At 63.4% G+C, this 25,872-nt stretch carries 27 protein-coding genes and 1 tRNA gene; 13 read left to right on the forward strand and 15 right to left on the reverse strand.

Translation table 11 applies throughout. The features are described 5' to 3' along the window. Positions 1–398: 398 nt before the first annotated feature. The gene (locus C1H84_RS06895) at positions 399–1,757 is read left to right on the forward strand and encodes an NAD(P)-binding domain-containing protein (RefSeq protein ID WP_053798743.1); all 1,359 of its coding nucleotides are present in this window, start codon (positions 399–401) and stop codon (positions 1,755–1,757) included. 447 nt (positions 1,758–2,204) lie between these two features. Here C1H84_RS06895 and C1H84_RS06900 read toward each other — a convergent pair. Further along, positions 2,205–2,277 (reverse strand) — tRNA-Ala (locus C1H84_RS06900). A gap of 192 nt (positions 2,278–2,469) precedes the next feature. Here C1H84_RS06900 and C1H84_RS06905 point away from each other — a divergent pair. After that, complete coding sequence (locus C1H84_RS06905; RefSeq protein ID WP_053798744.1) at positions 2,470–2,895, forward strand: VOC family protein; 426 nt, start codon at positions 2,470–2,472, stop codon at positions 2,893–2,895. Here the strand turns inward: C1H84_RS06905 and C1H84_RS06910 are convergent, their stop codons facing one another. After that, positions 2,896–4,176: an MFS transporter gene (locus C1H84_RS06910; protein ID WP_047120035.1), complete on the reverse strand. Its 1,281-nt coding sequence runs from the start codon at positions 4,174–4,176 to the stop codon at positions 2,896–2,898. It lies immediately after the preceding gene. 84 nt (positions 4,177–4,260) lie between these two features. On the opposite strand from C1H84_RS06910, the gene C1H84_RS06915 reads away from it, so the two are divergent. Further along, on the forward strand, positions 4,261–5,202 hold the full coding sequence (locus C1H84_RS06915; protein WP_146955944.1) for an endonuclease/exonuclease/phosphatase family protein: 942 nt from the start codon (positions 4,261–4,263) through the stop codon (positions 5,200–5,202). On the opposite strand, the gene C1H84_RS06920 is transcribed toward C1H84_RS06915, so the two are convergent. Beyond that, a complete protein-coding gene (locus tag C1H84_RS06920) occupies positions 5,199–5,867 on the reverse strand; it encodes an alpha-ketoglutarate-dependent dioxygenase AlkB family protein (RefSeq protein WP_113606956.1) in 669 nt (222 codons plus the stop codon). The two genes, C1H84_RS06915 and C1H84_RS06920, sit on opposite strands and share 4 nt — an antisense overlap. A gap of 182 nt (positions 5,868–6,049) precedes the next feature. Between C1H84_RS06920 and C1H84_RS06925 the strand changes: the two genes are divergently transcribed. Both C1H84_RS06925 and C1H84_RS06930 read left to right on the forward strand, forming a co-directional pair. Continuing rightward, positions 6,050–6,958, forward strand: a complete 909-nt coding sequence (locus C1H84_RS06925) for a carbohydrate kinase family protein (RefSeq protein ID WP_113606957.1) — start codon at positions 6,050–6,052, stop codon at positions 6,956–6,958. Positions 6,959–7,051: 93 nt separating this feature from the next. Continuing rightward, a complete protein-coding gene (locus C1H84_RS06930; RefSeq protein ID WP_047120038.1) occupies positions 7,052–7,726 on the forward strand; it encodes a FadR/GntR family transcriptional regulator in 675 nt (224 codons plus the stop codon). 119 nt (positions 7,727–7,845) lie between these two features. Here C1H84_RS06930 and C1H84_RS06935 read toward each other — a convergent pair whose 3' ends face one another. From C1H84_RS06935 to C1H84_RS06965, 7 genes are all read right to left on the reverse strand, one after another. Then, positions 7,846–8,829, reverse strand: coding sequence for an ABC transporter substrate-binding protein (locus C1H84_RS06935; protein WP_047120039.1), 984 nt, complete (start codon positions 8,827–8,829; stop codon positions 7,846–7,848). 80 nt (positions 8,830–8,909) lie between these two features. Continuing rightward, complete coding sequence (locus C1H84_RS06940; protein ID WP_082123977.1) at positions 8,910–9,953, reverse strand: ABC transporter permease; 1,044 nt, start codon at positions 9,951–9,953, stop codon at positions 8,910–8,912. Then, a complete protein-coding gene (locus tag C1H84_RS06945) occupies positions 9,950–11,458 on the reverse strand; it encodes a sugar ABC transporter ATP-binding protein (RefSeq protein WP_244910837.1) in 1,509 nt (502 codons plus the stop codon). Before C1H84_RS06945 ends, C1H84_RS06940 begins: the two co-directional genes overlap by 4 nt. 89 nt (positions 11,459–11,547) lie before the next feature. Beyond that, positions 11,548–12,408: an amidohydrolase family protein gene (locus C1H84_RS06950; RefSeq protein WP_181728062.1), complete on the reverse strand. Its 861-nt coding sequence runs from the start codon at positions 12,406–12,408 to the stop codon at positions 11,548–11,550. Beyond that, on the reverse strand, positions 12,405–13,412 hold the full coding sequence (locus C1H84_RS06955) for an aldo/keto reductase (RefSeq protein ID WP_047120042.1): 1,008 nt from the start codon (positions 13,410–13,412) through the stop codon (positions 12,405–12,407). The genes C1H84_RS06950 and C1H84_RS06955 overlap by 4 nt, the downstream gene beginning before the upstream one ends. Continuing rightward, the gene (locus C1H84_RS06960; RefSeq protein ID WP_047120043.1) at positions 13,405–13,743 is read right to left on the reverse strand and encodes an L-rhamnose mutarotase; all 339 of its coding nucleotides are present in this window, start codon (positions 13,741–13,743) and stop codon (positions 13,405–13,407) included. The genes C1H84_RS06955 and C1H84_RS06960 overlap by 8 nt, the downstream gene beginning before the upstream one ends. 5 nt (positions 13,744–13,748) lie before the next feature. After that, positions 13,749–15,062 carry an L-fuconate dehydratase gene (locus C1H84_RS06965; RefSeq protein WP_113606959.1) on the reverse strand — a complete coding sequence of 438 codons (1,314 nt, stop codon included), beginning with the start codon at positions 15,060–15,062 and terminating at the stop codon, positions 13,749–13,751. A gap of 174 nt (positions 15,063–15,236) precedes the next feature. On the opposite strand from C1H84_RS06965, the gene C1H84_RS06970 reads away from it, so the two are divergent. From C1H84_RS06970 to C1H84_RS06980, 3 genes are read left to right on the forward strand one after another with little or no spacing between them, the layout of a single operon-like run. Next, the gene (locus tag C1H84_RS06970) at positions 15,237–16,127 is read left to right on the forward strand and encodes a fumarylacetoacetate hydrolase family protein (protein WP_113606960.1); all 891 of its coding nucleotides are present in this window, start codon (positions 15,237–15,239) and stop codon (positions 16,125–16,127) included. 8 nt (positions 16,128–16,135) lie between these two features. Next, positions 16,136–16,900 (forward strand): SDR family NAD(P)-dependent oxidoreductase, encoded by a 765-nt coding sequence (locus tag C1H84_RS06975; protein WP_220124889.1) that lies wholly within the window; start codon positions 16,136–16,138, stop codon positions 16,898–16,900. Positions 16,901–16,952: 52 nt separating this feature from the next. Further along, positions 16,953–17,738, forward strand: a complete 786-nt coding sequence (locus C1H84_RS06980) for an IclR family transcriptional regulator (protein ID WP_047120046.1) — start codon at positions 16,953–16,955, stop codon at positions 17,736–17,738. A 109-nt stretch (positions 17,739–17,847) separates the two neighbouring features. Here C1H84_RS06980 and C1H84_RS06985 read toward each other — a convergent pair whose 3' ends face one another. Together C1H84_RS06985 and C1H84_RS06990 are read right to left on the reverse strand one after the other, a co-directional pair. Further along, positions 17,848–18,357, reverse strand: a complete 510-nt coding sequence (locus tag C1H84_RS06985; protein ID WP_113606961.1) for a Dps family protein — start codon at positions 18,355–18,357, stop codon at positions 17,848–17,850. A 217-nt stretch (positions 18,358–18,574) separates the two neighbouring features. Continuing rightward, positions 18,575–18,805 carry a hypothetical protein gene (locus C1H84_RS06990; protein WP_047120048.1) on the reverse strand — a complete coding sequence of 77 codons (231 nt, stop codon included), beginning with the start codon at positions 18,803–18,805 and terminating at the stop codon, positions 18,575–18,577. Between the two features lie 335 nt (positions 18,806–19,140). On the opposite strand from C1H84_RS06990, the gene C1H84_RS06995 reads away from it, so the two are divergent. The 3 genes from C1H84_RS06995 to panD all read left to right on the forward strand — a co-directional run bounded on the left by C1H84_RS06995 (position 19,141) and on the right by panD (position 21,894). Beyond that, the gene (locus C1H84_RS06995; protein WP_047120049.1) at positions 19,141–19,713 is read left to right on the forward strand and encodes a DUF3060 domain-containing protein; all 573 of its coding nucleotides are present in this window, start codon (positions 19,141–19,143) and stop codon (positions 19,711–19,713) included. A gap of 107 nt (positions 19,714–19,820) precedes the next feature. Continuing rightward, entirely contained in the window at positions 19,821–21,371 is a 1,551-nt protein-coding gene (gene hutH / locus C1H84_RS07000; RefSeq protein WP_113606962.1) for a histidine ammonia-lyase, read from the forward strand. A 100-nt stretch (positions 21,372–21,471) separates the two neighbouring features. Beyond that, complete coding sequence (gene panD / locus C1H84_RS07005; protein ID WP_047120051.1) at positions 21,472–21,894, forward strand: aspartate 1-decarboxylase; 423 nt, start codon at positions 21,472–21,474, stop codon at positions 21,892–21,894. A gap of 72 nt (positions 21,895–21,966) precedes the next feature. On the opposite strand, the gene C1H84_RS07010 is transcribed toward panD, so the two are convergent. After that, positions 21,967–22,362, reverse strand: coding sequence for a hypothetical protein (locus tag C1H84_RS07010; protein ID WP_113606963.1), 396 nt, complete (start codon positions 22,360–22,362; stop codon positions 21,967–21,969). A 306-nt stretch (positions 22,363–22,668) separates the two neighbouring features. Here C1H84_RS07010 and C1H84_RS07015 point away from each other — a divergent pair, with 306 nt between their 5' ends. Further along, entirely contained in the window at positions 22,669–23,160 is a 492-nt protein-coding gene (locus C1H84_RS07015) for a DUF6328 family protein (RefSeq protein ID WP_047120053.1), read from the forward strand. Here the strand turns inward: C1H84_RS07015 and C1H84_RS07020 are convergent. Beyond that, positions 23,145–23,990 (reverse strand): oxygenase MpaB family protein, encoded by an 846-nt coding sequence (locus C1H84_RS07020; protein WP_113606964.1) that lies wholly within the window; start codon positions 23,988–23,990, stop codon positions 23,145–23,147. The two genes, C1H84_RS07015 and C1H84_RS07020, sit on opposite strands and share 16 nt — an antisense overlap. Positions 23,991–24,058: 68 nt before the next feature. Then, positions 24,059–24,955 (reverse strand): ribokinase, encoded by an 897-nt coding sequence (locus C1H84_RS07025; RefSeq protein WP_047120054.1) that lies wholly within the window; start codon positions 24,953–24,955, stop codon positions 24,059–24,061. Between the two features lie 188 nt (positions 24,956–25,143). Between C1H84_RS07025 and C1H84_RS07030 the strand changes: the two genes are divergently transcribed. Further along, positions 25,144–25,827 carry a metal-dependent transcriptional regulator gene (locus C1H84_RS07030; protein WP_047120905.1) on the forward strand — a complete coding sequence of 228 codons (684 nt, stop codon included), beginning with the start codon at positions 25,144–25,146 and terminating at the stop codon, positions 25,825–25,827. Positions 25,828–25,872 lie beyond the last annotated feature (45 nt).

A 25,872-nucleotide genomic window follows, 5' to 3' on the forward strand; every position in this document is an offset into this window, starting at 1 on the left:
GGGCTTTTCAGGCTTGAATAGACCGCAATTCGACCCGGTGCACAAGGGTGCCAGTTGGACAGCGGATGCCACCCTGAGCTTGTCATCTTAATTCACTCCATAAGTTTTATTCGCAGCAAAATACTCGTTGATTTGGGACTTTACGATCCAGTGCATCGACGATCTGCTATACTTGATCCGTCGCACTCGATTCCTGACGAGATTTACACCCGGCGCGTGGGAGCTTTTTCAGCGTGACCCGCCGGGTTTCGGCTGGTGCTTATTTGGGGTTCAGCGTGGCGCAGCCCAGTCGATTTTGAACATTTTTTCGCCGCGCAAGGAGTAACTTATTAGGCTGAAATGCCGGAGAGGTACGCTTGTCACAACGCGTTGCAATCATCGGAGCAGGACCCAGCGGAATGGCTCAACTGCGAGCCTTCGAGTCGGCGCGCACAGCCGGTCGTTCGGTCCCGGAAATCGTCTGCTACGAAAAACAGGATGACTGGGGTGGCCAATGGAATTTCAGCTGGCGCACGGGCATCGACAAGTATGGTGAGACAGTCCATTCGAGCATGTACCGCAATTTATGGTCCAATGGTCCCAAGGAGGCCTTGGAGTTCGCCGAATACACTTTTGATGAGCACTTCGGCCGTCCGATTTCCTCATATCCACCTCGTGCGGTGCTGTGGGACTACATCAACGGCCGCGCCGAGAAGTCGAATGTCAAGAAGTACGTCCAATTCTCGACCGTCGTGCGCTGGGTCCAGTTCGATGAAGGTACCCAGAAGTTCACCGTCACGATTGAAAACCTGAAAACCGGTCAAACGGAAAGCAGCGAATTCGATAAGGTCGTCGTCGGGTCCGGCCACTTCAGCTTCCCGAATGTTCCGGACTTCGCCGGAATCGAAACCTTCCCGGGAACGCTGATCCACGCCCATGATTTCCGCGGTGCGGAACGGCTGGCCGGCCGCAACGTCCTGTTGATCGGCGCCAGCTACTCCGCCGAGGACATCGGCATCCAGGCATTCAAGATGGGTGCCAGCTCGGTGACCATGAGCTACCGTACTGCCCCGATGGGCTACGACTGGCCCGAGGGCATCCAGGAACGCCCGCTGGTCCAGCGGTTCGAAGGGAGCACAGCCCACTTCGCGGACGGAACCGAGCGACAGTTCGACGCAGTCATCCTGTGCACCGGATACCTGCACCACTACCCGTTCCTGCCATCGGATTTGGCGCTGTCCTCTCCCAACAACTTGTACCCCAAGTCCCTGTACCGCGGCGTTGTCAGCGAAGCGAACAACAACTTGTTCTACCTGGGCGCCCAGGACCAGTGGTTCACCTTCAACATGTTCGATGCCCAGGCCTGGTACGTCCGCGATGTCATCCTCGGCGATGCGAAGCTTCCTTCCGAGGCCGAGCAGAAACTTGACATGGCGCAATGGACACAGCGCTTGGCGAATCTAGGCAGCGCAGCAGATGAAGTCCGTTTCCAGGCCGACTACATTCGAGACCTCATAGAGCAGACCGACTACCCGATGTTCGATCTGGACGAGGTAACCCGCATCTTCTTGGCGTGGAAGAACGACAAACAGCACAACATCTTGAACTACCGCGACCAGGTCTATCGTTCGGTCATGACCGGCACCATGGCCTGCGAGCACCACACCCCGTGGCTTCGCGAGCTGGATGATTCATTGGAGCGCTACCTGTCCCAGCCAGAAGAGGACGAGCTGGAGCGTATGGTCCGCGGCAAGGACAGCTCCGCCAGCCCGGCCTAGTTGTAATACACCTAGTTGCCGGAGCAAACCGCGTAAGCAGCCTCACGACTGATAACCACGCGGACAGCGGGTCGAGATCCGGAATCTCGACCCGCTGTTCCGCTAAAGCCCCATCGGAAAGCAGAGGCACCTGCATAGAAAGCGCAGAGTCTACTCCGAGCAGGTAGCGCACGAATGCCTTCACGGCGCGATTAACGCTGACGCCGGCCGTCCAGGTGGCGTATTCCTGGACTCAATGCGGCAGAGGCGGCATCACGGCTCCACGCGTGCTTGATACCGCAAGAACCTTCTACGGATCAAGAATTTTTGGTGCTGGCGTCGTTTACAACGGCGCGGGTCAGAGAACATCCTGGATGTTTTGCACGTTCAGTCGTGGGTTGGCGTCAGAAGTGCAACCGGAAAGAAAAAATCTCGGGCGACATAAGTCACCCGAGATCATTTATCTTGTGGAGGTAAGGGGATTCGAACCCCTGACCTTCTGCATGCCATGCAGACGCGCTACCAACTGCGCCATACCCCCAAAAGGATGCGGTTTCTTCGGTTTTTTCGACCTCTGAACCGAGATAAAACTCTACCGGAGGTGTTTAGAAAACACCAAATCGGCGTTCGGAGACGCTGGTCACAGGGTGCTATTCACTTTGTCGGTTGCGGGTGGAAGAATCTTCCACGTGGATCGATCGGTCCCGAGAACATAGTCGAAAGGCGCACTCCCATGAGCATTGGACTGACCCCGTACCTGCGTTTCGCCGGCGATGCCCGCGCGGCCATGGAGTTCTACAACTCCGTATTTGGCGGAGAACTGTCGATGATGACCTTCAAAGAAGGAATGAATGACGATCGCCCGGCAACCACCGACCAAATCATGCATTCATCGCTGTTCGTGAGTCGCGGCGTGCACCTGATGGCCTCGGACACCCCGCCCGAAATGAATCTCATGCCCAATGGCACCGTGTCCTTCAGCAGCGACGGCACGGACGATGCGGACTCGGTGCCGCTGCAGAAGTGGTGGGATGGACTATCTGCAGGCGCGCGCATCGATGTTCCGTTGGCAACAGCTCCTTGGGGAGACTCTTTCGGTCAGCTCACCGATAAGTTCGGCGTCACCTGGATGTTCAATATCTCTGCGGTGCGCTCGTAGCTATTTCAGCTCGGCCTGTTCGCGGGAAGCGACCGCTTCGCTGCCCACAAGCAGGCCGATCTTCTTTGCCCGGATTTGGGTTGCCCAAGCCAGCAGGAAGCCGAGTACCGCGAGCCCCGCTCCGACGATGGACGGCGCACGGTAGCCGAAGCCCGCGGAAATCACCGCAGCACCCAGGGCGGCCCCCAACGCGTTGGCCACGTTGAGCGCGGAATGGTTCAAGGAGGCGGCCAGCGACTGGGCATGGGGTGCCGAATCCATCAGCAAGGTTTGCAAGCTCGGGATCAATAGCGAGCCCACCGCGCCCAGCACGAAGACCATGACGAGCGTGGGGATAATCCAGCTGGTCACGGCGGCGAAAATCAGCATGGCCGCCACCATGATCAGGTTGGTCAGCTTGATGGAACCGAAAATCGACCAGTCGGCCAAGCGTCCGCCGGCCAGCGAACCGACGACCATGCCCAAGCCATAGAGCGCCAGAGCCCAGGGAACAAGATTGATGTCGAGCCCTGCTTCTTCGGTCAAGGTCGGTGAAATGTACGAGTACACGGCGAAGAAGCCGCCAAACCCCACGATGCCCGTCCCCATGGCCATCCAGACCTGGATATTCTTCAGCGCCGAGAGTTCGCGGCGCATGCTCGCTCCGGGTTCAGCCTTGTGCCACGGAACGAACAAGCTGATCATCAGCATCGTGATCAGGCCAACCACAGCGACAACAACGAACATCGCTCGCCATCCAGTCAGCTGCCCCAAACGGGTGACCAGCGGAACACCGGCGACGTTGGCCACCGAGAGCCCGAGCATCACCCATGCGATGGCGCGCCCGCGCATGCTTCCGGGCACCAGCGAACCAGCCAGGACTCCGGCCAAGCCGAAGTAGGCGCCATGCGGCAGGCCGGCGAGGAATCGGGTAGCCAGCATGGTTCCGTAATCCGGGGCAAAGGCCGATGACAAGTTTGCGACAGTGAAGAACAGCATCAGCAGCAAGACCGCGCGCTTGCGCGGAATCTTGGCGGCAAGTGCGGTCAGCACCGGGGCGCCAACCACGACGCCGATGGCATAGGCGCTGATCATCAGGCCCATCTGGGAATTGCTCACCGAAAGGTCGGCGGCGCCCTCCTGGAGCAGCCCCATCAGGGTGAATTCGGTGACACCGATGCCGAATCCGCCCATGGACAGGGCGAGAATCGCCAACAGCAGCCGGCCGCCGGACAAGTATTTGCTGGGCGCAGAAGTAGTCACGTTTGGATCCTCGGGAGTTTGGAGATGGCACGGCTTCATCGACGCCTGACTTCCATCGTAGTTGCAGGCACGGCTGAGGAAAATTACGATTCCCACAGTTTTCTGTGGCACTGTGGAAGTCCAATGTCCAAAGCATCACCTCGCCGGTTGTCGGCATCACGAATCCTGGCACGAATCACGGTCATCCTCTTGTGCCTTGGCCTTGCCGTGCTCATGGCTTTCCACCAGCAGATTCCCGACGTCGCGGGACTGGGGCTCATACTTGACAATTTAACCCCTTGGCTCGGCCTGGGCATACCACTGCTGCTGCTCTTGACCATCGTCCTCGGCGGCCGCGCAACCTACGTTGCGCTGCTGGTGCCAACTGTTGTCTGGGGTGTTCTTTTCGGGTCTGCGGCCTTGCCCTCCGCGCCCGTCGATAGCCAGGATCCCTTGGTAGTCGCTTCGCAGAACGTCCACCAGGATGCGGTGACCTCGGCCCGCTCCCTGGCCGAATCGGGAGCCGAAGTCATCACGCTCCAGGAACTGGGCGAGGGCCAGATTGATCTGGTGACGGACGCCCTGAAGCGGAGCCATCCGTACTACTACTCAGTGAGCACCGTGGGCCTATGGAGCAGCTACCCGCTGTCCAACCCCGAACCGCTGGACTTGGGTCTGGGCTGGGACCGCGCACTGCGCGCCGACGTCGACACCGAATCCGGGCCGGTCCGCGTGTACGCGGTCCACGCCGCTTCGGCGCGCCCGACGGGCCATGATGAGCGCGACACCATGCTCGCGTCCCTGGCGGACTACGTGGCCAAGGATCCTTCGTCCAAGGTCATTGCCGCCGGCGACTTCAACGCCACCTCGACGGACCGCCACTTCGCCCCGGTCGCTGACCAGCTGGACGATGTGCACTATAGCGCCTGGGGTCTGGCGATGACCTGGCCGCGCACGCCATTCGCCATGCTCGGCATCGACCACGTCATGGTCCGCGGCGTCACCGGCACCTCTCTCAACCGCATTCCTGCCGGCGATTCCGACCACTACGCCCTGCGGGCGTCCGTGGACCTGGCCGGCGGCTAGGACAGGCCGGTCTGGCGCAGGGTGATATTGATGCGTCCGCCGCCCAGCTCGCATTCTTGCGGTGCCGTCCCCGGATGGATCTTCGTTATCGCGTGATAGGCGAAGCGCGCCGGCCCGTCGAAGACGAACAGGTCTCCCGAGGCGAGGCGCACCTCCTGCCAAGGCTTGTTGCGATGCTCCGTGTTACCCAGTCGAAAGGTCGCGGAATCGCCCAGGGACAGCGAGACCACCGGCGCATTGATCCGTTCTTCGGCATCCTGGTGCATACCCATCGTGGCATTGACGTTGTAGTAGTTCACGATGGCCGCGTCCGGTAGATAAGACTGCGCCTTGGCCTGGTCCCCCGTCGCGTCGTTGACCGCACGGCGCCCGAGCTCCACCAGCCAAGGTTCCATGGGCGCCACCGGCTCCCCATTGATGTCGTCGGCCGTGCGCGAATAGCTGTGGGGGCTCCAATGCCAGCCCAGACACAGGCTCTGCACGCTCATCGGGTGCCCGTTGACCAATGTCTGATGCGGCGGAACCGGCCCGTTTCCCCATTCGAAGAACCGGTTGATGATCCAGGACTGCATTTCAGGCGAAAGCCAGCCGGGCACATGCCAGGCGCCGGGACGCAGTAGCCTCGGCTCGCGCGGCAGCGCGCTGTCATCGAAGAGAAAGTCCATGGGTTCCCTGCCTCTAGTCTGCGAATTATCCGTCCCGCGGCGGCTGTCGTGCCGCCACCGACTGTAGCATCCGGCCCCGGCAAGCCGGACGAACACGGTTTATATGTGCTCTGGACAACCTTCTCCCACGCCAAGGCGGAGTTAAGAGGACTTTCGAAGCATCCGTACGTAGGATCATTGGCATGGCATCAATACAGGTTGCAGGCGAGGCATTGGTCGACATCGTCAATGGGCTCGCATATCCAGGCGGATCCCCACTGAACGTGGCCGTGGGACTGGGACGTCTGGGGCATGAAGTGACACTCCAGACCGGAATCGGCGGCGATGAGCACGGCCGCGCCATCATCGAGCACTTAAATGCGTCGGATGTCCTGCTCGGCCCTGATTCGGTCACGGAATCGGCCACCAGCACCGCCACCGTGTCCCTGGATTCCACCGGCCAGGCCACCTACGACTTCCAGCTCGATTGGAACTTAGAATCTGTGGTCCCCACCGATGCGCAGATCCTCCACACCGGTTCCATCGCCGCCTTTGCCGAGCCGGGCTGCTCGCGGATCCATGAAGTCTTCGCGGCCTCTCCGGCGCATCAGCTGCGCAGCTATGACCCCAATCTCCGTCCCGCCTTGGTGGACAAGCGCCGTGCCGTGATTCCCCGCATCGAGAAGCTGTGCGCCTTGAGCCATGTGGTCAAGCTCAGCGACGAAGATGCCCTGTGGCTCTACCCAGGTTGGGATACCGCACGGGTGCTCGGGCACCTGCTGGCGCGCGGCGCCAAGCTCGCGGTCATGACCTTCGGGGTGCGCGGCTGCGAAGCACGCACCGACCAGCTTGAAGTCTCCATGCCGTCTTTGCAGGTCAGCGTCGCAGACACCGTGGGCGCCGGAGACGCCTTCATGTCCGGGCTGCTCCATGCAATCGGCAACGGCCCGCTACTGCAGGCGCTGGTGTCCAACGAGAATCTGGACGAAGACGCATTGGAGTCAGCGCTGCGCACCGCTTCGCTGTCCGCGGCGCTGACGGTCCAGAAAATCGGAGCCAATCCCCCAACTCTCGTCGAGCTCGAGAGCTGCCTGTCGTCCGTCGAGTTCTAACGACTGGTTGATGCTCCACACGCCCAGCGGATATGCCACGTTGTGTGCCACAACATATTCCCCCACAAACATCGGATGTCTATGATGGTAAGTATGGCTGTTACAGACGCGGCGATCACGCACATCAAAGAGATGATCCTCAACGGGGAGCTCTCCCCCGGCGATCGTTTGCCGCCCGAGAAGGAACTTTCGGAGAAGCTCGGACTATCGCGCTCTTCGCTGCGCGAAGCTGTCAAGGCCTTGGAACTGATCCGGGTGCTGGATGTTCGCCGCGGCGACGGTACCTATGTTACGAGCCTGGAGCCGGGATTGCTGGCGGAGGCCATGGGGTTCGTGGTGGATCTGCACCGGGACAGCTCCGTGCTGGAGCTGCTGGAGGTCCGGCGGATCCTGGAGCCTTCGGCTGCGGGTCTGGCTGCCCAGCGTCGGGACGAGGAGCATCTGGCAGCCCTTGAGGAATCCATTTCCCATGTCAATGCTGGAACAGAGCTTCCGGAACTGATCGAGCATGATCTGCAGTTCCATTCGATCATCGCCCAGTCAGCCAAGAACTCGTATCTGGAGACCCTGCTGGATGCCCTGTCCAGCAAGACCGTACGCGCCCGCGTGTGGCGTGGACTCACTCAGGACAACGCCGTGCAGCGCACGCTGGACGAGCACCAGGCCATCCTGGCCGCGATCCGCAACGCCGATGCCGACCTGGCCCGAGCCCTGGTGACCGCTCACATCTCCGGGGTCGAAACCTGGCTGCGCCGCGCAACGACCTAGTCTTCCGAACGACCATCGGAGCACAGCCGAAACCCCCGGGCATCATTTGATCTCCGGGGGCTGTTTGTACCACCTCCCGATGCCAAGCCCACACGGTTGGCATCGGGAGATGGAAGCTTCTACTCGTAGAGGTTCGCGGCGATTTCCTCGTCATCGATGTTCTTGGCGTCGTACCACATGGCGCCGGTATCGATGACCTTCTCCACGCTTTCGCCCTTGATCGCCTGGGCGGCAGCCTTCACGGTCTGGTAGCCGATGTCCACCGGACTCTGGGTCACGGCTCCCGCCTCGACCCCGGAGCGGATGGCGTCCAGCTGGGCCTTGCCCGAGTCGAAGCCGACCACGGTCAGCTTGTCCTTCATGCCCAGCTCCTCGACCGCCTTGACCACGCCGATGGCAGAGCCCTCATTGGTCCCGTAGATGCCCTTCAGATCCGGGTTGCCGTTGATGATGGTTTTGGCCAGGTTCGCGGACTCGAGCTGGTCGCCGCCGCCGTACTGCACGGTGACGATCTCGATGTCCGGGTACTTCTGCTCGATGGCTTCGACAAAGCCGTCGCGGCGGTCCTTGCCGGAGGTCGAGGTCTGGTCGTGGGCCACGATGGCGACCTTGCCCTTGCCCCCGATCAGCTCTGCCATGTGCTCGGCGGCAATGGCCGCGGCGCCCTTGTTGTCCGTGGCTGCGGTGGCGATCGGGATGTCCGAATCCACGCCGGAATCGAAGGCGATCACCGGGATGTTGCGGGACTTCGCTTCCTCCAGAGCAGGCGTCGCTGCCTGGGAATCCAGGGCCGCGAAACCGATTGCATCGGGATTCTTGGACAGCGCAGTGGTCAGCATCTCGATCTGCTGGGCCACGTCCTTTTCGGTGTCCGGGCCTTCGAAAGTGACCTCGACGCCGAATTCCTCGCCCGCCCGCTCGGCGCCGGCCTTGACCGACTGCCAGAACTGATGCTGGAAGCCCTTGGAGACCACCGCGACGTAGGGCTTCTCCCCGCTGTCCGCGTTGGCGTCCCCGGCCGGAGCCGTGGATTCGCAGGCGGTCAGTGACAGGGCCATCAGCGCGGCTGCGGCGGACAGTGCGAGTGCTTTCTTGCGGAACATCAGAGTACTCCTTGTGGGGTGATTGCGAGTTGATAGTGCAGAGGTTGGTGGTGCGAAGACACGTCCGGCAGCCGAACGGGTCATTTTCCTTCGGAGGTGTCCTTTCGACGGAGCATGTCGACGTAGACGGCCAGCAGGATGACGCAGCCGATAGCCACGGACTGCCACTCCTGCGGAACATTGATGATGCGCAGGCCGCTGGTGAGCACGGACATGATCAGCGCACCGATCACGGTTCCGGCGATCGATCCCTTGCCGCCCTGCAATGAGGTGCCGCCGATGACCACCGCAGCGATTGCCTGCAGCTCGTAGCCCGCGCCCTGCCCCGGCTGTGCCGAGTTCAGCCGCGAGGCGATGATGACGCCGGCCAGGCCGGTGAACGAACCGGCCAGGGTGTAGATCCACATCTTCCAGCGGCGCACGTTGATGCCCGACAAAGCGGTGGCCTGCTCGTTGGAGCCGATCGAGTAGGTGTAGCGGCCGATGAGGGTCTTGCTCAGGATCACTCCCGCGATCACCGCGGCGATGAAGAAGATGAACACGGCATTCGGGATGATCAGCCCCGGGATGCTCTTGCCCAAGGCCAAGTTGGAGAATCCAGGAGTTTCGTTGAAGTAGATCGGCTTGGTTCCCGAAATCACCAGCGCCAGCCCCTGGGCCACCATCATCATTGCCAACGTGGCGATGAAGGACGGGATACGCAGGTAGGACACCAGCAGGCCGTTGACCAGGCCCATGACGGCGCCGGCCAGCACACCGGCCAGTACGCCGACCGCCAGCGGAAGGCCCAGGTAAGTCAGGGTCACGCCGACCATCACGGAAGTCAGCGACATTCCGGTGCCCACCGACAGGTCGATGCCGCCGGTGATGATCACGAAGGTGGCGCCAAGGGCCAGCAGGCCGATCACCACTGTTGACAGGAGAATGTCGGACAGGTTGTTCGGCGTCAGGAACAAGGGGTTAATAAGACCGAAGATGATCACCAGCACCACCAGGGATGCCAAGGCCATCAGCTGCTGCATGCGCGAGCGCAGGCGCAGTACGAACTCCGAGGAAGCGGTCCCGCCGGAGTCCGGCTTCGGAGCCAGGTCCTTGGTTGGACGCTCTGTGGTCGTGTTGCTCATACTGATACCGCTCCTCGATTGCTGCGGGTGGCAAGGTCCATAATTTTTTCTTGGGTGGCTTCGTGTCTTTCCAGGAAACCGGTGATGCGCCCTTCGGACATGACCGCGATGCGGTGCGACATACGCAGCACTTCGGGCAGTTCTGAGGAGATCATGATGATCGATTTGCCGCTGGCGGCCAGCTCGTCGAGCAGGTCGTAGATTTCTTCCTTGGCGCCCACATCGATGCCGCGCGTGGGCTCGTCGAAGATCAGCACGTCGCAGTCCTTGACCAGCCACTTGGCAATCACGATCTTCTGCTGGTTGCCGCCGGACAGGTTCTTCGCGGCCTGGTGCATGGACGGGGTCTTGATGCGCAAGCGCTGGATCTGCTCCCCGGCGATGTAGTTGAGCATCTTGTCCTGCATGAAGCCGAACTTGTTCAGCTTTCCCAGCGTGGAGAGCATGATGTTCTGGGAAATATCCGCTTCAAGCATCAACCCCAGATGCTTTCGGTCTTCGGAGAGGTAGCCGATCCCCAGTTCCGCAGCCGTGGCCGGGTTGGAAATCTTCACTCCCGCGCCGTCCAGGGTGATCGTGCCTGCGCTGATTCGGTCCGCCCCGACGATGGCCCGGGCGACCTCGGTTCGCCCGGCACCCATCAGGCCGGCGAAGCCGAGGATCTCCCCGCGGCGGAGATCGAATCCTACGTCCTTCAGCAGCGCCTTGGTCGACAGGTCTCGCACCGACAGCCGTACCTCGCCCAGTTTCGGAACCGGCTTCATCTGTATCTGCGCTGCCACCTTGCGGCCCACCATCCGCGAAATGACCTCCGGCATGGTGGTCTGCTCGGTGTCCAGGGTGTCGACGTACTCGCCGTCGCGGATCACGGTGATGCGGTCGGAAATGGCCTTCAGCTCGTCCATGCGATGGGAAATGTAGATCGCGGCGGTTTCATCGGTGATGAAGCGGCGGATGATGGCGTGCAGCGTGGCCACCTCGGAATCGTTTAGCGCCGCGGTCGGCTCATCCAGGATCAGCAGCTTCGCGTCGAAGCTCAGCGCTTTGGCAATCTCCACCATTTGCTGCCGGGCAACGGTCAGCTCGCCGACTTTCTGTGCCGGGTCGAGGTTAACACCGATTTTCTCGAACAGTGCGCTGGCCTGGCGGTTCAGCGCTGCGTCGTTGATGAACGGACCGAGCATCGGCTCGCGGCCGATGTAGATGTTCTGCGCGACGGTCAGGTCCTGCATCAGGTTGAATTCCTGATGAATGATGCTGATCCCCAGTTCCTGGGCGATTTTGGGTCCCGTGATGTCGACGTTGCTGCCGTCGAACCGGAAGGATCCCGAGTCGGGGGCGTAGATGCCCGACAGCAGTTTCATGAGTGTTGACTTTCCCGCGCCGTTCTCGCCCACCAGGGCCAGAACTTCGCCGTGGCGCACGGTCAACTGCATATCGGCCAATGCCCGGACTCCCGGGAAGCTCTTGTTGACCCCATCTACTTCAAGCAGCAAATTCTCCACGCCACACCTCCTAACATCGGATGTTTAGATTGAAATTACCCGTCTTTGGGTTGCTCTGCAAGACTTTTTCGCGGAATTGTTCAGATCAGTCAGATGATTTCTGCGTTGCTCCGGTTGCGGCCATAAACCCGTTTCCAGGTCCCCGACCAGATGCTTTCCCGCTCAGCCAGCGAAAGCTCGTCCACGGCAGAGGAAATGGCCCGCAGATTTTGCCCATAGCCGTGACCGGCCACGGTCATGGGCCAGTCTCCGCCATACATCAGACGTTCCGCGCCGAAGCAGTCAAGCGCCACCTCGATGGCGACGCGCACCGACTCGGCGCTGAATCCGGGGCCGAAGTCAAGGCCGGAGACTTTCGATGTCACCGCCGGATACACTGCTATCAGGCGCAGCATCCGTTCCCAGTCCGCCATGGCTTCAGCCCCTCGGATGAACGGTGGCTTAGCGAGGTGGTCGATGACAAGACGCAGCCCGGGGACAGCGTCCAGCAGAACCGGCGCCTGGTGCAGGTGCCGCGGGTACGCATCGGGGATGTCCAGTGGAACCCCTGCCTCGGCCAGCAGGCCCAGCGAATCACGCACCGCCGGGCGCAGGATGAAGGCCGGATCAGGCTCATCGTGGATCAGATGGCGCACCCCAACCAGCATTCCTCCGGGAAGCCAGCGCTCCAATTGAGCTTCCGCGGCACGCGGATCCGACAAGTCGACCCATCCGACCACACCGGCTACCCAGGCATGGGTTGCGGCGGCGGCCAGCAGGTATTCGGTCTCAGCCTCCGAATCGGAGGCCTGCACAAGAACTGCTCCGTCGATCCCGTGCTCGCGCAGCACGTCGCCGGCCTGAACGGCCGGGAAATCCGCATGCAGCTTGCCCAGTTGCGGGCCAAGCCACGGGTGCGGCACCGGCCCGTCCAGTTCCCACAGATGCAGGTGCGCGTCGATTCGCATCATGGGGCGCACATTTCCAGCGCGCTGGCATCGAGCAGGCCACGGGCTGCCAGCGCGTCCCATACCGCAGGGTCAACGCTTCGCTCGTAGCGCCGGGCATTTTCCACTGCCTGGCCTGCGCTGGAGGCCCCCAAAACCAGGGCGACGACCGCCGGATGCGATGCGGCAAACCGCACCGCCACGGTGGGCAGGTCGGTGCCGAAGTCGCTGGCGACCGATGCGATGGCCCGCGCGCGGTCCAGCAGTTCCTGCGGCGCCTGCGAGTAGTTGTAGTTGGCGTGCTCCGGCACCTGGGCCCGGGCCAGCAGGCCCGAGTTGTAGACTCCGACGTTGACCACGCCCACCTCGCGACGGGCGCAGTCGGCCAGCAGCTCCGCTCCTGGCTGTTCCAGCAACGTGTAGCGTCCGGCCAGCATGACCAGATCGATATCTGCGGCGGCAAGGCAAACGCCTGCGGCCTGCGCGCTGTTGGTTCCCACGCCGACCGCCGCGACGAGCCCCTCGTCGCGCAGCTTCAACAGCGCGGGCAGCCCCTGCTCGATCCCCTCCCGCAGGTCATAGGCATCGGGGTCGTGCAGGTAGGCGATATCCAGCTGCTCGATGCCCAGCCGCTCGAGGCTCGATTCGACGCTCCGGCGAATCCCGGCTTCGCTGGGATCCCAGCGGCGCACGGTGTCTGCCAGCACCGCGAATCCCTGGTCATCCAGCGCACCCTGCGGGTTGTCCCGCGGTTCGAGCAGACGGCCGACCTTGCTGGAAATCACCAGTTCCCCGCGCGCGCCGCTCTCCCGCAGCCACGCGCCGAGCCGACGTTCGGAGAGTCCCAGCCCGTAGTGCGGGGCGGTGTCGTAGTGCCGGGCGCCGGCGTCGTAGGCCGCCTGCAGGGTATCGAAAGCTTGGAAGTCGGAGACCTCACGGTACAGGTTTCCGATTCCTGCCGCGCCGAAGCCGAGTCCGCGGCCCGTTCCCGGGTCCGCGAAACCCAGCGCGGTCAGTGCCTCACGCATCGATGCTCCGTTCGTAGTCGGTGGCGAAGTCCCACACCTGGCCAAGGCCCCGGTCGTCTCCCGAATAGTCGTCCTGGACCTCGAGGTATTGATTGATTTCTTCCTGCCACGCCAGGTTGTGCGGATCCTGCGCCAGCTGGCGCCGCATCCGGGCATAGTCGTCGACCTCGATGAGGTGGAACAGCTCCCGTCCGCTGCGCCAGATCCGCCAGTTGCACACCCCGGCTTTGGCCATCGCCGCGTTCAGCCGCGGCGCCAGGCTTGCATGCGCGGCGTCGTAGCCGGTCTCGCAACCGGGCTTAATCCTCGTGTGCAGGGCAATTTCTTCCATCGGTCTCAAGCCTCGACGCTCTGCGGCTGCCAGACCATGCCAATGGGAAACTCGTAGTCGCTCAGGGTCCCGGCAGTGATTTCGTAGCCGGCTCCCGGCAACTTGGGCGGCCAGTAGGCGCCGTCATGCACGTCGATCGGTTCCAGGAAGTGCTCGTGAAGGTGGTCCACGAATTCGATATAGCGGTCTTTGCGCTGCCCGGAGACTGCAAGGAAGTCGAACATCGACAGGTGCTGCACCGCTTCGCACAGCCCGACGCCGCCGGCATGCGGGCAGACCCGGACACCGAACTTCGCGGCGAGCAGCAGGATGGAGATGTTCTCATTCACCCCGGCCACCCGCGACGCATCAAGCTGCAGCACCTGCAGCGCATCAGCCTGGAGGAATTGCTTGAACAGGATGCGATTCTGGCAGTGCTCGCCGGTCGCCACCGGAATGGGGGCGATAGCCTTGGCAATGCGGGCATGGGCCAAGACGTCGTCCGGGCTCGTCGGCTCCTCGACCCAGGCGATGTCGAATTCGGCCAGGGCCTTGACCCACTCAACGGCCTGCTCCACGTCCCAGCGCTGGTTGGCGTCGATGGCGATCTTGATGTCGGGCCCTACCACCGCGCGGGCAGTGCGCAGGCGCCGGATGTCGTCGTGCAGATCCGCACCCACCTTCAGCTTGATCTGGCTGAACCCCTGTTCCACCGCTTCGGTGGCCAGGCGCGTGAGTTTGGCATCGGAGTATCCCAACCAGCCCGGCGTGGTGGTGTAGGCGGGGTAGCCCTGTTCCAGCAGCAGGGCACGGCGCCCCTGCTTGCCCGGTTCTGCGGCGCGCAGGATCTCCAGCGCCTCCTCGCGGGTCAGCGCGTCACTCAGGTACCGGAAATCAACCAAGTCGACAAGTTCCTCCGGGGTCATCGCGGAGAGCAGTTCCCACAGCGGCAGCCCTGCGCGTTTGGCCTTCAGGTCCCACAGCGCATTGACAGCGGCGCCGATTGCCATGTGCATGACGCCCTTTTCCGGGCCGAGCCAGCGCAGCTGCGAATCATGCACAAGATCGCGCCAGGTCTTCCCCATATCCCCCAGCACCTGCTCGACATCCAGCCCGACCAGAAAGGGCTCCAGCGCCTGGATCGCGGCGGCCTGCACGTCGTTGCCGCGCCCGATGGTGAACACGAAACCGTGTCCCTCCAGGCCATCGGCGTCATCGGTACTGATCACCAGGTAGGCGGCCGAGTAGTCCGGGTCGGGATTCATGGCATCCGACCCATCCAGCTCCCGTGACGTGGGGAATCGAACGTCAATCGTCTTCATGCCGGTGATTAGGCTCATAGGTCCTCCCGAAGGCTAAGTCCAGATATCTCATCTGTCGAGCTGTGATGCAACCGGTGCATCAATGTATCTTCGATCACAGCGTAAACATCAGATGTTTATCTTGTCAAAGTCTATTTTTTGACTAGAGTTGTGAACCACAACGCGTGAATGATCGGATGCTTGGAGGCATTGATGAAGTTTTTGAGAGTCGGAAATCCCGGGGAGGAACGCCCGGTAGTGCTCGATGAGTCACTGCGCGCCTACGACCTGGAGCCCCTGACGGCGCAGATCGACGGGGCATTCTTGGCCTCCGGAGGCATCGAGCGCACCCGTGCCGCACTGGCCGCCGGCGACCTGGAGGACCTGGGCTGGAAACTTGAGGACTCCGGAGCCGAAACCACCCCGAACGGTGAGCGCATCGGCACGCCGATCAGCCGGCCTGGAAACATCATCTGCATCGGTATGAACTACGCGGCGCATGCACGTGAATCAGGCGCCGAACCGCCGCAGATTCCGGTGGTGTTCCTCAAGCCCGCCAACACCTTCGCAGGCCCGTACGACAGCGCCCCGATTCCGCCGGACGCGCAGAAGTACGATTGGGAGGTCGAGCTTGGTTTCGTGATTGGGCGGGAAACCAGCTATGCGGCTTCCCGGGAGGAAGCAGCGGCAGCGATTGCCGGCTATGTCGTGGCCAACGACCTCTCCGAACGCGCCTACCAGCTGCCGGGCGAAGCCGGCCAGTGGACCAAGGGCAAGTCGTTGCCGGCTTCCACGCCGGTGGGCCCTTTCTTCGTCCCCGCCGATGAGGTGGACGGGCACGATCTGGCCTGCAGGTCCTGGATCAACGGCGAGGTGCGACAGGATTCCAGCACCTCGGATTTCATCTTCGATCTGCCCTCCATCGTGGAACACCTGAGCCAGTACATGCTGCTTGAGCCCGGGGACCTGGTCCTCACCGGCACCCCTGAGGGCGTCGCCCTGTCCGGACGGTTCGACTATCTCAGCCACGGAGACATCGGGGAATTCGAGATCGAGCACCTGGGCCGCCAGCGCCAGGACTACTTCCAGAAAACCGCACGCTAAGGAGCGCGATGAATCAGCATATTCAAGACTTGCAGGGCCTGCGGGCCATCGTGACCGGAGGGGCCTCGGGTATCGGGGCCGCGGTCGTGGAGGAACTGGCTGGGCGCGGCGCGTCGACTGCCATCCTCGACCTGGATATTTCCTCGGTACCGGAGGGGCAGCTGGCCTTCCAGTGCGATGTTGGCGAGCGCGCCTCGGTGGACGCAGCGGTCCAGGCCGCAGCGGCCGCGCTGGGCGGCATTGACCTAGTGGTCAACAACGCCGGCATCGGTGCCCAGGGCACCGTGGAGGCGAACGACGATGACGAATGGGCCCGGGTGCTGAATATCAACGTCACCGGCATCGCCCGCGTCACCTCGGCGGCCTTGCCGTTCCTGCGGGATTCGCAGGCGGCCGCCGTGGTCAACACCTGCTCGATCGCGGCTACTGCGGGCCTGCCGGAACGGGCACTGTACTCCGCCTCGAAGGGCGCCGTGTACTCGCTGACGTTGGCTATGGCCGCGGACCACATCCGCGAAGGCATCCGCGTCAATGCGGTCAACCCGGGTACCGTCGACACCCCCTGGGTGGGCCGGCTGCTGGATTCGGCGGCCAATCCCCAGGCCGAACGCCAGGCGCTCAACGCCCGGCAGCCGCACGGACGACTGGTCTCCGCGAAGGAAGTCGCCACCTCGGTGGCCTACCTGTGCAGCCCGCTGTCCTCCTCGACCAATGGCGTTGCCCTGGCGGTTGACGGCGGAATGCAGGCATTGCGCCTTCGCCCGGTGGGTTGAGCCCGGCATAGGTTGCTAGAGTTCGGATGCAGGCATTTCGCATCATTCGACCATGGAGGCAGTAGTGGGCAGCAAGGTCCCGGCAGCGGACAACACCTTGAGGATTCTGGGTTTGCTGGCGTCCCGCAAGGCCCCGACGCCCGCGGCGATGATCGCCAGGTTGTTGGACTTGCCGCGTTCCAGCGTCTACCAGCTGCTGACGGTCATGCACGAACACGGCTTCATCGCGCACTATCCGGAGGACAAGTCCTACGGACTGGGGGTTGCGGCTTTCGAGCTCTCCAGCGCCTACACACGGCAAGAGCCGCTGGCCCGGCTGGGCGCGCCACTGGTGGCCCAGCTGGTGGACAAGGTCGGCGAAAGCGCCCATCTGGCGGTGCTGCACGGCTCGGACGTGCTGTATATCGTGGAGGAACGAGCCAAGGGCCGGCCCTCGCTGGTGACCGATGTCGGCGTGCGCTTGCCCTCGCACTTGGTCGCCTCCGGACGCGCCATCCTAGCCGCCCTGCCCAAGTCCCAGGTGCGGGCGTTGTATCCGACCCCTGCGAGTTTTTCGGGCCGCGAGACGCAGAGCACGATTTCAAGCTATGCACAGCTGAGGCGCGAATTGGACCAGAGCGCGCAACGCGGTTACGCGATTGAACGCGGGGACCTCACCGCCGATTTCAATTCGCTCGCGGTGGAGATCCGCGACGCGAGCGGATGGCCGGTGGCTGCCGTCGCGGTGACGTTCCTGGGCGACCGGATACCGGAAGACCAGTGGGAAAAACTGCTAGAGCCCATCCGCGCCACCGCGGCCCAGCTGACTGCCCGGCTGCATGGGCACCGCAAGCAGTAGCGGTCCGGTCCATGCTCCCCCGTAGACAGCAGCGGGCCGGCCGAATACCACACGATTCGACCGGCCCGCTGGCCTGGTTTCCCGGCATATTCCTCCGGGTCGCTGCGCGCTAGGGGCGGCGCGTTTCAGCACTCAGGAACCACGCCTGCTGCTCCAGCTCTGCGATGTACTGGTGCAGGATGTCTGCGGTGGTCGGGTCATCCTCATCCACCGGGTCATGGACTTGGCGCATGACATCCACGGTGGCTTGGACAGCCTTGACCATGATGTCCACGCCGTCAGTGGTCAGCACCTCGGTGTTGACCGGCTGCTCGATGCGCGTGTACTTGGCAATGGTGGACGCGAGGCCGTCGGGAGTGGCGTGCAAGGCGCGCATACGTTCGGCGATTTCGTCCGAACCTCGGCGGGCAATGGCCACCACTTCATCAATGTTCAGGTGCAGGTCGCGGAAATTCGGTCCCACGACGTTCCAGTGGATCTGCTTGCCGACCAACTGCAGGTCCAGCATGTTCACCAGAACAAGCTGCAGCGAATCACGCAGCACCTCCGTTGCCACAAATCCATGTTCCGCATTCTCCAGCGAAGTCTTGCTTGCAGGCGTACTCTTCTTGCTCGACATACATGATCTCCTTTGCAGACTCAAGGGTCAATCCTGCCGGGTTTCCCCAGCTTACATTCCGCACGCTACCCTCATTGCCTTCAGCACTGAAGCCCGGCCTGGAAGCACACGGGAGACATTCAGGATTCATGAAGAAAGGGTGACGGAAAACTCCGCCACCCTTCATTCAGTTGTATGGGGCGTCCGGGTCGGACGCGCCGCGCTTCGTGCTCCGCGTCTAGGAGCCGGCATCGGTTCCGCCGTGAAGATGGTCCAGCTTGCTGGGTCCGGCGGCCAGCCGGAAGATTCCCCAGAGCATGGTCAGCATTGCCCAGATCGCTCCGAGCCAAAGGGGTGCAACATCCGCGGAAGATCCGTGGGGCACCACATAGATAAACGAGAGGAATAGTGCTGCCACCAGCGCTCCGCCGACGACCAGCCCGATTCCCAAGTGCTTCTTGTGCGGCATGGCTTCTCCTTCGTTGGTGCTGCCCGCCGTACGTGGGCAGATTCAGTGAGCGGTGATTGGGTACCTGTCCAAATGTCCTCCCCTGCATTGCTGCGTTCGGCCACGGGCTTCCCCATGGTGCAAACAGCATAGTCCCTTGCCTCCGAATTGTCCCGGATGCACCGTAAACCCCGGGGCCTCACCTAGGAAACAGGAGCCATTGATCCTATCGGTTCCCGTAGGCAAGACCGCTGCCCCAAGCCACGGGCTGGAAGCTTCCGTGCAGTGGAACAGGACATGAGCCAGCGAATCGGCCAAGATGGAAGAAACGACCATTCAACCGAACAAGGAACAGCATGCCAGCGCCACGTACCAAACGCACCGTTTCGACCCTCGCCGCGCTCATGCTGGCAATCCCGCTGGCCGGCTGTGTGAGCATCCAGCCGCAGGAGGAAAGCCCCGCGCCGACCGCCTCGGCCGTTCCCACCGCGACAGCCTCCATCCAGGGCACCGCGACCCCGCTGCCCAAGGATCCCACCAGCACCGAAGGCAGCCTGGGCACCGTGCCCAAGGAAACCGCCGGCGACAGCTTCCAAGCGGGATTCGACAAGATCCTGGAACACGCGCAGAAGAAGAAATGCTCGCAGGATACCGATATTTCCGAGGACGGCCAGATTCTGCTGCTCGTCGGAGACTGCAAGGATGTTGCGATCACCGGCACTGGCAATATGATCGTGGCCAACAACGCCCGTTCCGTTGCCATCAGCGGGGCGGGGAACATTGTTGCGATCAAGAGCCTGCGCCAGGTGGAGGTCAGCGGCGTCGGCAACGTGGTGGCATGGCGCAGCGGCGACACCCACGTCACCGACAGCGGCCAGAGCAACTCGCTGGGCCGCAACGCGCTGGACGGCGTGGAGCTGGCCTTCTAGACGGCTTGTCCGGCATTTCAGACAGTACGGGTGGATTCGCGGCCTTGCGCCGCTGAAACTAGCGAACAATGGGAAACAAGAACACTCCTCCCACCGATTGGATTCCCATGACCGTGAAGCTTTCGACCACTGTCACCCTGCAGCGCTTCGGCGCCACCGCCGCCGATGTCATCGCCGTGGCCCGCCACGACGCCCGCATCGAGATCTCCCCCGAGGTCCTCGACGAGCTGGCCAACGTCCGCGCCCACATTGATGCCCTGGCTTCTTCGGATACCCCCGTCTACGGAATTTCCACCGGCTTCGGCGCCCTGGCCACCCGCCATATCGCGCCCGAGGACCGCGCCAAGCTGCAGCGTTCGCTGATCCGCTCGCACGCCGCCGGAATGGGCGCTCCGGTGGAGCGCGAGGTCGTGCGCGCACTGATGTTCCTGCGCGCCAAGACCCTGGCTTCGGGACGCACCGGCGTGCGCCCGGTCGTGCTGCAGACCATGATCGACCTGCTCAACGCCGGTATCACCCCTCTCGTGCGCGAATACGGCTCGCTGGGCTGCTCGGGCGACCTCGCTCCGCTGTCCCACTGCGCCCTGGTGCTCATGGGCGAGGGCGAGGCCACCGATGCCCAGGGCAACTTGCGCCCGGTCCCCGAGTTGCTCGCCGAAGCCGGCATCACCCCGGTCCAGCTGGCTGAGAAGGAAGGCCTGGCGCTGGTCAACGGCACCGATGGCATGCTCGGTCAGCTGCTCATGGCGCTGGCGGACCTGGACGAGCTGGCGGACATCGCCGATGCCACCGCGGCCATGAGCGTCGAGGCCCAGATGGGCACCGACCAGGTCTTCCGCCCCGAGCTGCACGAGCCGCTGCGCCCGCATCCGGGACAGGCGCGCAGCTCTGCAAACATGTTCGCTTTCCTCTCCGACTCCCCCGTGGTCGCCTCGCACAAGGAAGGCGACGGGCGGGTGCAGGATGCCTACTCGCTGCGCTGCTCCCCTCAGGTCAACGGCGCGGTGCGCGACACGATCGCGCATGCCCGCATGGTCGCAACCCGAGAACTGGCCGCGGCCATCGACAACCCGGTGGTGCTGCCCAGCGGCGAGGTGACCTCCAACGGCAACTTCCACGGCGCCCCGGTGGCCTACGTGCTGGACTTCCTGGCCATTGCAGTCGCTGACTTGGGCTCGATTGCCGAGCGCCGCACCGACCGCATGCTGGATCCAGCCCGCTCGCGGGAGCTGCCGGCGTTCCTGGCCGATGACCCGGGAGTGGATTCGGGCATGATGATCGCCCAGTACACGCAGGCCGGGTTGGTTGCCGAGAACAAGCGGCTGGCCGTGCCGGCCAGCGTAGACTCGATTCCTTCCTCGGCCATGCAGGAAGACCACGTGTCCCTGGGGTGGCACGCGGCACGCAAGCTGCGCACCGCGGTCGCGAACCTGCGCCGCATCCTGGCCGTGGAGATGCTCATCGCCGGCCGCGCGCTGGATCTGCGCGCGCCGCTGCAGCCTGGCCCGGCCACCGGTGCCGTCTTGGAACTGCTGCGCACCAAGGTCGCCGGCCCCGGCGAAGACCGCTTCCTGTCGGCTGAATTGGAGGCCGCGTGCGAGCTGCTGGAATCCGGTGCCGTGCACGAGGCGCTGCAGCCTTATCTTTCCCGGGGATAGCCGAAGCTGTTGGTTTCCCGACATTTCCGCCCGAACGGCCCGGATTGAGCGTAAACTTGATTGTCGGGAAACGGCATCCAAACCACGAAAGAAACATCGTATGCAACGGACCATGTTCAAATCCAAGATCCACCGGGCCACGGTCACCCAGGCGGACCTGCACTATGTCGGGTCGGTCACGGTTGATTCCGAGCTGCTTGCGGCCTCGGACATCCTCCCGGGCGAACTGGTCAGCATCGTGGACATCACTAACGGCGCTCGGCTGGAAACCTACACCATTGCCGGCGAGCCGGGCAGTGGCGTCATCGGCATCAACGGCGCGGCGGCGCATCTAGTCCACCCGGGCGATCTGGTCATCTTGATCAGCTACGCGCAGATGGAAGACGCAGAAGCCCGCAGCTACGTACCTAGCGTGGTGCACGTCGACGCGGACAACAAGATCATCCACCTGGGCGACGACCCGGCGGTGGCCGTGGGCGATGACGTCCAGACTCCGCCGTTCGCGCTGGTCACCGGGCGCTGACTCCCGGGGATCGCTTCCGGCACCAAGCAGGCCGCCGGCATCAGCCGGCGGCCTGCTGCGCGTTCCGGGAGCCTACGAGCCGTCGCAATCGAATTCGGGGCAACCCTGCCAGCGCTTGGAGAAGTAGCCGATGATATCCAGGGAGCTGACCATCGGATACCGCCTGGCATGCCGGCCGTACACGCGGTCGATGGCATCATCGACGGCCATCCTGAAGAAGCTGCACACCTCGTCGTAGCGCCAGACTTCCATGACCAGCTCGAAGAGCTCCGCGTAGCTCAGCTCGCGGCGGCTCTCCAGGCCCAGCTGGCGCGAGATGCTCCAGATGATTTCCCGGTTCAGCTCGTGCCCCTCGTCGCACTCGCACCAGCTCATGCCGGTGGCCGGCATGGCCCACACCCACGAGGAATCTCCGGGCGGGCCGCCGCCCACATCGTTGAATCCGGTCTCATTGCCTGCTGCGCTCATGAGGCTCCCAGCTCCCTTCCGCTCTGCTCAGATCCAGGCCCGGTGGATTCCGCAGCCTGCCGGGCTTTCCGCCAGCCCGTCCGCGCCGAATCCCTTCCCCAGCACTCCGCGAAGCAATTCGAACATATCTAGACTCTACTCTATTTATTAGTACATATGTTCTATTCTTTAGAACTTCCTGCCGCCGGCAACGATCGTAATTCCGAAGCCTGCGGTGCGGATCCCGCCGCGGCAAACAGTCGCTGAGTAGAATCAAACGCTAGGTGGCAGATCTCAAAATGCTCGGGTGCGAGAGAAGGAGAAGCAATGTCCAATAACGTCCATCCGGATGACTCCCCCGAGGCTCCGCATCGCCAATGGAACGAAATCCTCCAAGAAACCCGCGTCATGCAGACCGGGGTTCAGATTCTGGCCGCGTTCCTGGTGATCCTGCCGTTCCAGGCGCGATTCACCATGCTCACCGATGTGGAGGAAATCCTCTACGTCATACTGCTCGTGTTCTCAGCCTTGCTGATCGTGCTGATGCTGGTGCCGGTGCTGGTCCACCGCTACCTCTTCGGCCAGCGCCTGAAAGCGACGACCGTGCTGCTGGGCCACCGCGTGGTCAAGGTCGTGGGTATCAGTGCCGGACTGCTCGTGGCGGGCAGCGTCTGGTTCGTTATCCAGGTGCTGGTCGGATGGCCGGTCTCGGTGTATGTCGGGGGCGGCCTGATGCTCGCAACATTGTTCCTGCTGGTACTGCTGCCACGGCTGCTCACTCCCCGCGGCAGCATGCCGGAATCCTACGACGAGGGCTGAGACCGAGTCTTCATGCTGGCCGCCATGCGGTCCACATGGCGCAGCATGAGCTTCATGGGCAGGTGCCGAATGGCCTTGGGGAGGACGCGGGAGGCCGCCCAGGCGGCTCGCACCATCATCCGGTTGCGCAGCTCGACCTTGCGGGTCAGCTCGTATCCGAACTGCTCGCGCACCGGGGGCGGCAGCTGCGCGATGGTCACGTCGCGCATCAGCGGCAGCGCCACCCTGATCCACCACGGTGCGCGGGAGCCGGCAAACAGCTCATCGGCCAGCGTGCGGATCTGCCCCGTCACCTGGAGGTCCGCCGTGATCCCGGCGAAATAGTCGTTGAACCGGGCTTCGCTGCGCGGCCAGAAGTCGGTGGGCATCTGCAGCGCATCACCCAGCCGGGCGTACTGCAGGTACAACTCCGCGCTCGCGTTCTTATCCCACGCGGGAAGGACCTGCGCGCCGATCACCCGAGCCGAGTCGAACAGCGTGGCGGCAACCCACAACTGCAGCCGCGGATCCAGCGCCGAGTAGGCGGGCGCGCCGGTGGTTTTGTCCCGCGTCCCGTGCACGGGACGGTGCGCCTCATCCACATAGTCGATGACGGTGCGCTGCTGCTCGGCGGTACCGTTGCTCAGCGCGTAGATGTAGCCCAGGGTGTGCAGCAGCCGGGAGAGCGGGTTGGAGGCGAAGTCCGAATGCTCCGCGATGGCCCGGCCGATCTGCGGATGCGCCAGCTGCAGCAGGATCGCCCGGCCGGCGCCCAGCAGCAGCGCGGATTCGGGGGCGGCCTTGGCCAGCTGGTCGCGAGGAAGCGGCTGCGGCTCGGGTTGGGGATTCACCCTTCGAGCCTACGGGGCTCACCTGTCAGCGTCCTGATAACACCCTCCGCTTCACGTCGGTGCCAAGCCTAGAGGTTCTCCAGGCTGCGCGGGTATGAGGACTGCGCGCCATGGGCTTGCACCGTCAGCGCGGCGAACTTGCCAGCGAATTCGGCCGCTTTCACCAGGTCGTCGCCTTGGGAAATCCTGGCGGCGAGCGCACCGGTAAAGGCATCTCCGGCTCCGGTGGTGTCGACCGCATCCGCCTTGACTGCGGCAAGCTGCTCAATCCCTTGTCCCTGCGCAACCAGGCACCCCTGGGCGCCGAGGGTCACCACCACGGAGGAGACCCCGTGGTCGATCAGTTTCCGGGCAATCACCGGTTCGCTCTCGGTGCTTACTTCGCTGGTGCCGTCAAGCAGTGCCAGCACCAGCGCCGCCTCGTGCTCGTTGACTACCAGCGGGTCCGCGGCCAGCAGGTACTCGCGCGGCAGCTCGATGACCGGTGCAAGGTTCAGCACCACGCGGTCGCTGGCGGCATCCATGGCCGCGGTGATGCCGCTGGCAGGGATTTCACCCTGGAGCACGAGGATTCCGCGCAGCTCGCCGAGGGAGGATACGGCATCGCCGGTGACCTGGGCATTGGCCCCTGGCACCACAGCGATGGAGTTCTCCGCGGCAGCGTCGACCTGGATGATGGCCACCCCGGTCGGGTGGGTCGTGCGGGCCACGCGGTCCAGCAGCACACCGGCCTCTGCCAGTTGGCTCAGCGCCACCTCGGCATGGGCATCACGGCCGACGGCACCGATGAATTCCGTGGTCGCGCCGGCCAGCCGGGCGGCGAGCGCCTGGTTGGCTCCCTTGCCGCCGGGGGTGAGCTGGTAGGAATCCGCCAGTACCGTTTCCCCCGGCCCGGGCAGTCGAGCCATCAGCGCGGTGATGTCCACATTGCTTGAACCGACGATCGTGACCTGTGGATGTTGCATGGTTGCCTTGCTCTTTCAGCCGTTCCCGGGGGCCGTCGTGGGCCCCGCCACCAGAAAAATTCGCCGCCAGGATGCAGCATGTGACACTCAAGCCTATGACCGGTCCGCGGCGGTGTCGAACCGGACCGCGCGAATGGCTGCCCTAGGATCTTGGCCGTGACGGCCGAGCGTTGACTATCATGGGAAGCGTGTCGGTAAATCAGCTTTCGGACAGCGCGCAGAACTATCTCAAAATCATCTACGGCCTGGCCGAGTGGTCCCAGGAGCCGGTGACCGCCAGCGTCATCGCCGGCAAGGCGGGCATGAAGCTCTCGACGGTCTCCGGGGCCCTGTCCAAGCTGCGCCAGCAGGGGCTGCTGGACCACGCCCCCTACGGCGCGGTGAACCTCACCGATCTGGGGCGCGACTACGCGGTGACCATGGTGCGCAGGCACCGCCTGATCGAGACCTTCCTGGTGCAGATGCTCGGCTACCGCTGGGACCAGGTCCACGACGAGGCAGAACAGCTGGAGCACGCGGTCTCCGACTTCATGATCGCGCGGATCGACGAGCTGCTCGGCCATCCATCCCGCGACCCCCACGGGGATCCCATCCCCACCGCGGAAGGGCAGATCAGCATCCCGAAGGCGGTCTCGCTCACGGAAATCACCGATGGTTCGCAGGTGCAGGTCGAGCGGATCTCGGATGACGATTCCCAGCTGCTGCAGTACTTCTCCGACCACGGGATCACCGTTGGCGCACGGCTGTCCATCCAGCCGGGAGACGCCTTCTCCGACACCGTCGAGGTGGCCTCCCCCAAGACCGGGGCCCCGCTGCGCCTGGGCCAGCGGGCCACCAGCGCCGTCTGGGTCTCGGTGATCGGTCGAGCTTAGCGGAGCGGCGGCCGGGGAACCGCAGATGGTTCCCCGGCCGCCGCG

Source organism: Glutamicibacter soli (assembly GCF_003309065.1).
Lineage (GTDB): Bacteria > Actinomycetota > Actinomycetes > Actinomycetales > Micrococcaceae > Glutamicibacter > Glutamicibacter soli.

Excerpts from the sequence above, each read along its gene's own strand:
- C1H84_RS06965 (WP_113606959.1), bottom strand. The coding sequence starts at position 15,062 with ATGAGCCTAATCACCGGCATGAAGACGATTGACGTTCGATTCCCCACG.
- C1H84_RS06970 (WP_113606960.1), top strand. The coding sequence starts at position 15,237 with ATGAAGTTTTTGAGAGTCGGAAATCCCGGGGAGGAACGCCCGGTAGTG.
- C1H84_RS06915 (WP_146955944.1), top strand. The coding sequence starts at position 4,261 with ATGTCCAAAGCATCACCTCGCCGGTTGTCGGCATCACGAATCCTGGCA.
- C1H84_RS06935 (WP_047120039.1), bottom strand. The coding sequence starts at position 8,829 with ATGTTCCGCAAGAAAGCACTCGCACTGTCCGCCGCAGCCGCGCTGATG.
- C1H84_RS06980 (WP_047120046.1), top strand. The coding sequence starts at position 16,953 with ATGGAGGCAGTAGTGGGCAGCAAGGTCCCGGCAGCGGACAACACCTTG.
- C1H84_RS06940 (WP_082123977.1), bottom strand. The coding sequence starts at position 9,953 with ATGAGCAACACGACCACAGAGCGTCCAACCAAGGACCTGGCTCCGAAG.
- C1H84_RS07010 (WP_113606963.1), bottom strand. The coding sequence starts at position 22,362 with ATGAGCGCAGCAGGCAATGAGACCGGATTCAACGATGTGGGCGGCGGC.
- hutH (WP_113606962.1), top strand. The coding sequence starts at position 19,821 with ATGACCGTGAAGCTTTCGACCACTGTCACCCTGCAGCGCTTCGGCGCC.
- C1H84_RS06990 (WP_047120048.1), bottom strand. The coding sequence starts at position 18,805 with ATGCCGCACAAGAAGCACTTGGGAATCGGGCTGGTCGTCGGCGGAGCG.
- C1H84_RS06905 (WP_053798744.1), top strand. The coding sequence starts at position 2,470 with ATGAGCATTGGACTGACCCCGTACCTGCGTTTCGCCGGCGATGCCCGC.
- C1H84_RS06960 (WP_047120043.1), bottom strand. The coding sequence starts at position 13,743 with ATGGAAGAAATTGCCCTGCACACGAGGATTAAGCCCGGTTGCGAGACC.
- C1H84_RS06995 (WP_047120049.1), top strand. The coding sequence starts at position 19,141 with ATGCCAGCGCCACGTACCAAACGCACCGTTTCGACCCTCGCCGCGCTC.
- C1H84_RS06975 (WP_220124889.1), top strand. The coding sequence starts at position 16,136 with ATGAATCAGCATATTCAAGACTTGCAGGGCCTGCGGGCCATCGTGACC.
- C1H84_RS06955 (WP_047120042.1), bottom strand. The coding sequence starts at position 13,412 with ATGCGTGAGGCACTGACCGCGCTGGGTTTCGCGGACCCGGGAACGGGC.
- panD (WP_047120051.1), top strand. The coding sequence starts at position 21,472 with ATGCAACGGACCATGTTCAAATCCAAGATCCACCGGGCCACGGTCACC.
- C1H84_RS06920 (WP_113606956.1), bottom strand. The coding sequence starts at position 5,867 with ATGGACTTTCTCTTCGATGACAGCGCGCTGCCGCGCGAGCCGAGGCTA.
- C1H84_RS06895 (WP_053798743.1), top strand. The coding sequence starts at position 399 with ATGGCTCAACTGCGAGCCTTCGAGTCGGCGCGCACAGCCGGTCGTTCG.
- C1H84_RS07015 (WP_047120053.1), top strand. The coding sequence starts at position 22,669 with ATGTCCAATAACGTCCATCCGGATGACTCCCCCGAGGCTCCGCATCGC.
- C1H84_RS06910 (WP_047120035.1), bottom strand. The coding sequence starts at position 4,176 with ATGAAGCCGTGCCATCTCCAAACTCCCGAGGATCCAAACGTGACTACT.
- C1H84_RS06985 (WP_113606961.1), bottom strand. The coding sequence starts at position 18,357 with ATGTCGAGCAAGAAGAGTACGCCTGCAAGCAAGACTTCGCTGGAGAAT.
- C1H84_RS06930 (WP_047120038.1), top strand. The coding sequence starts at position 7,052 with ATGGCTGTTACAGACGCGGCGATCACGCACATCAAAGAGATGATCCTC.
- C1H84_RS06925 (WP_113606957.1), top strand. The coding sequence starts at position 6,050 with ATGGCATCAATACAGGTTGCAGGCGAGGCATTGGTCGACATCGTCAAT.
- C1H84_RS06950 (WP_181728062.1), bottom strand. The coding sequence starts at position 12,408 with ATGATGCGAATCGACGCGCACCTGCATCTGTGGGAACTGGACGGGCCG.
- C1H84_RS07025 (WP_047120054.1), bottom strand. The coding sequence starts at position 24,955 with ATGCAACATCCACAGGTCACGATCGTCGGTTCAAGCAATGTGGACATC.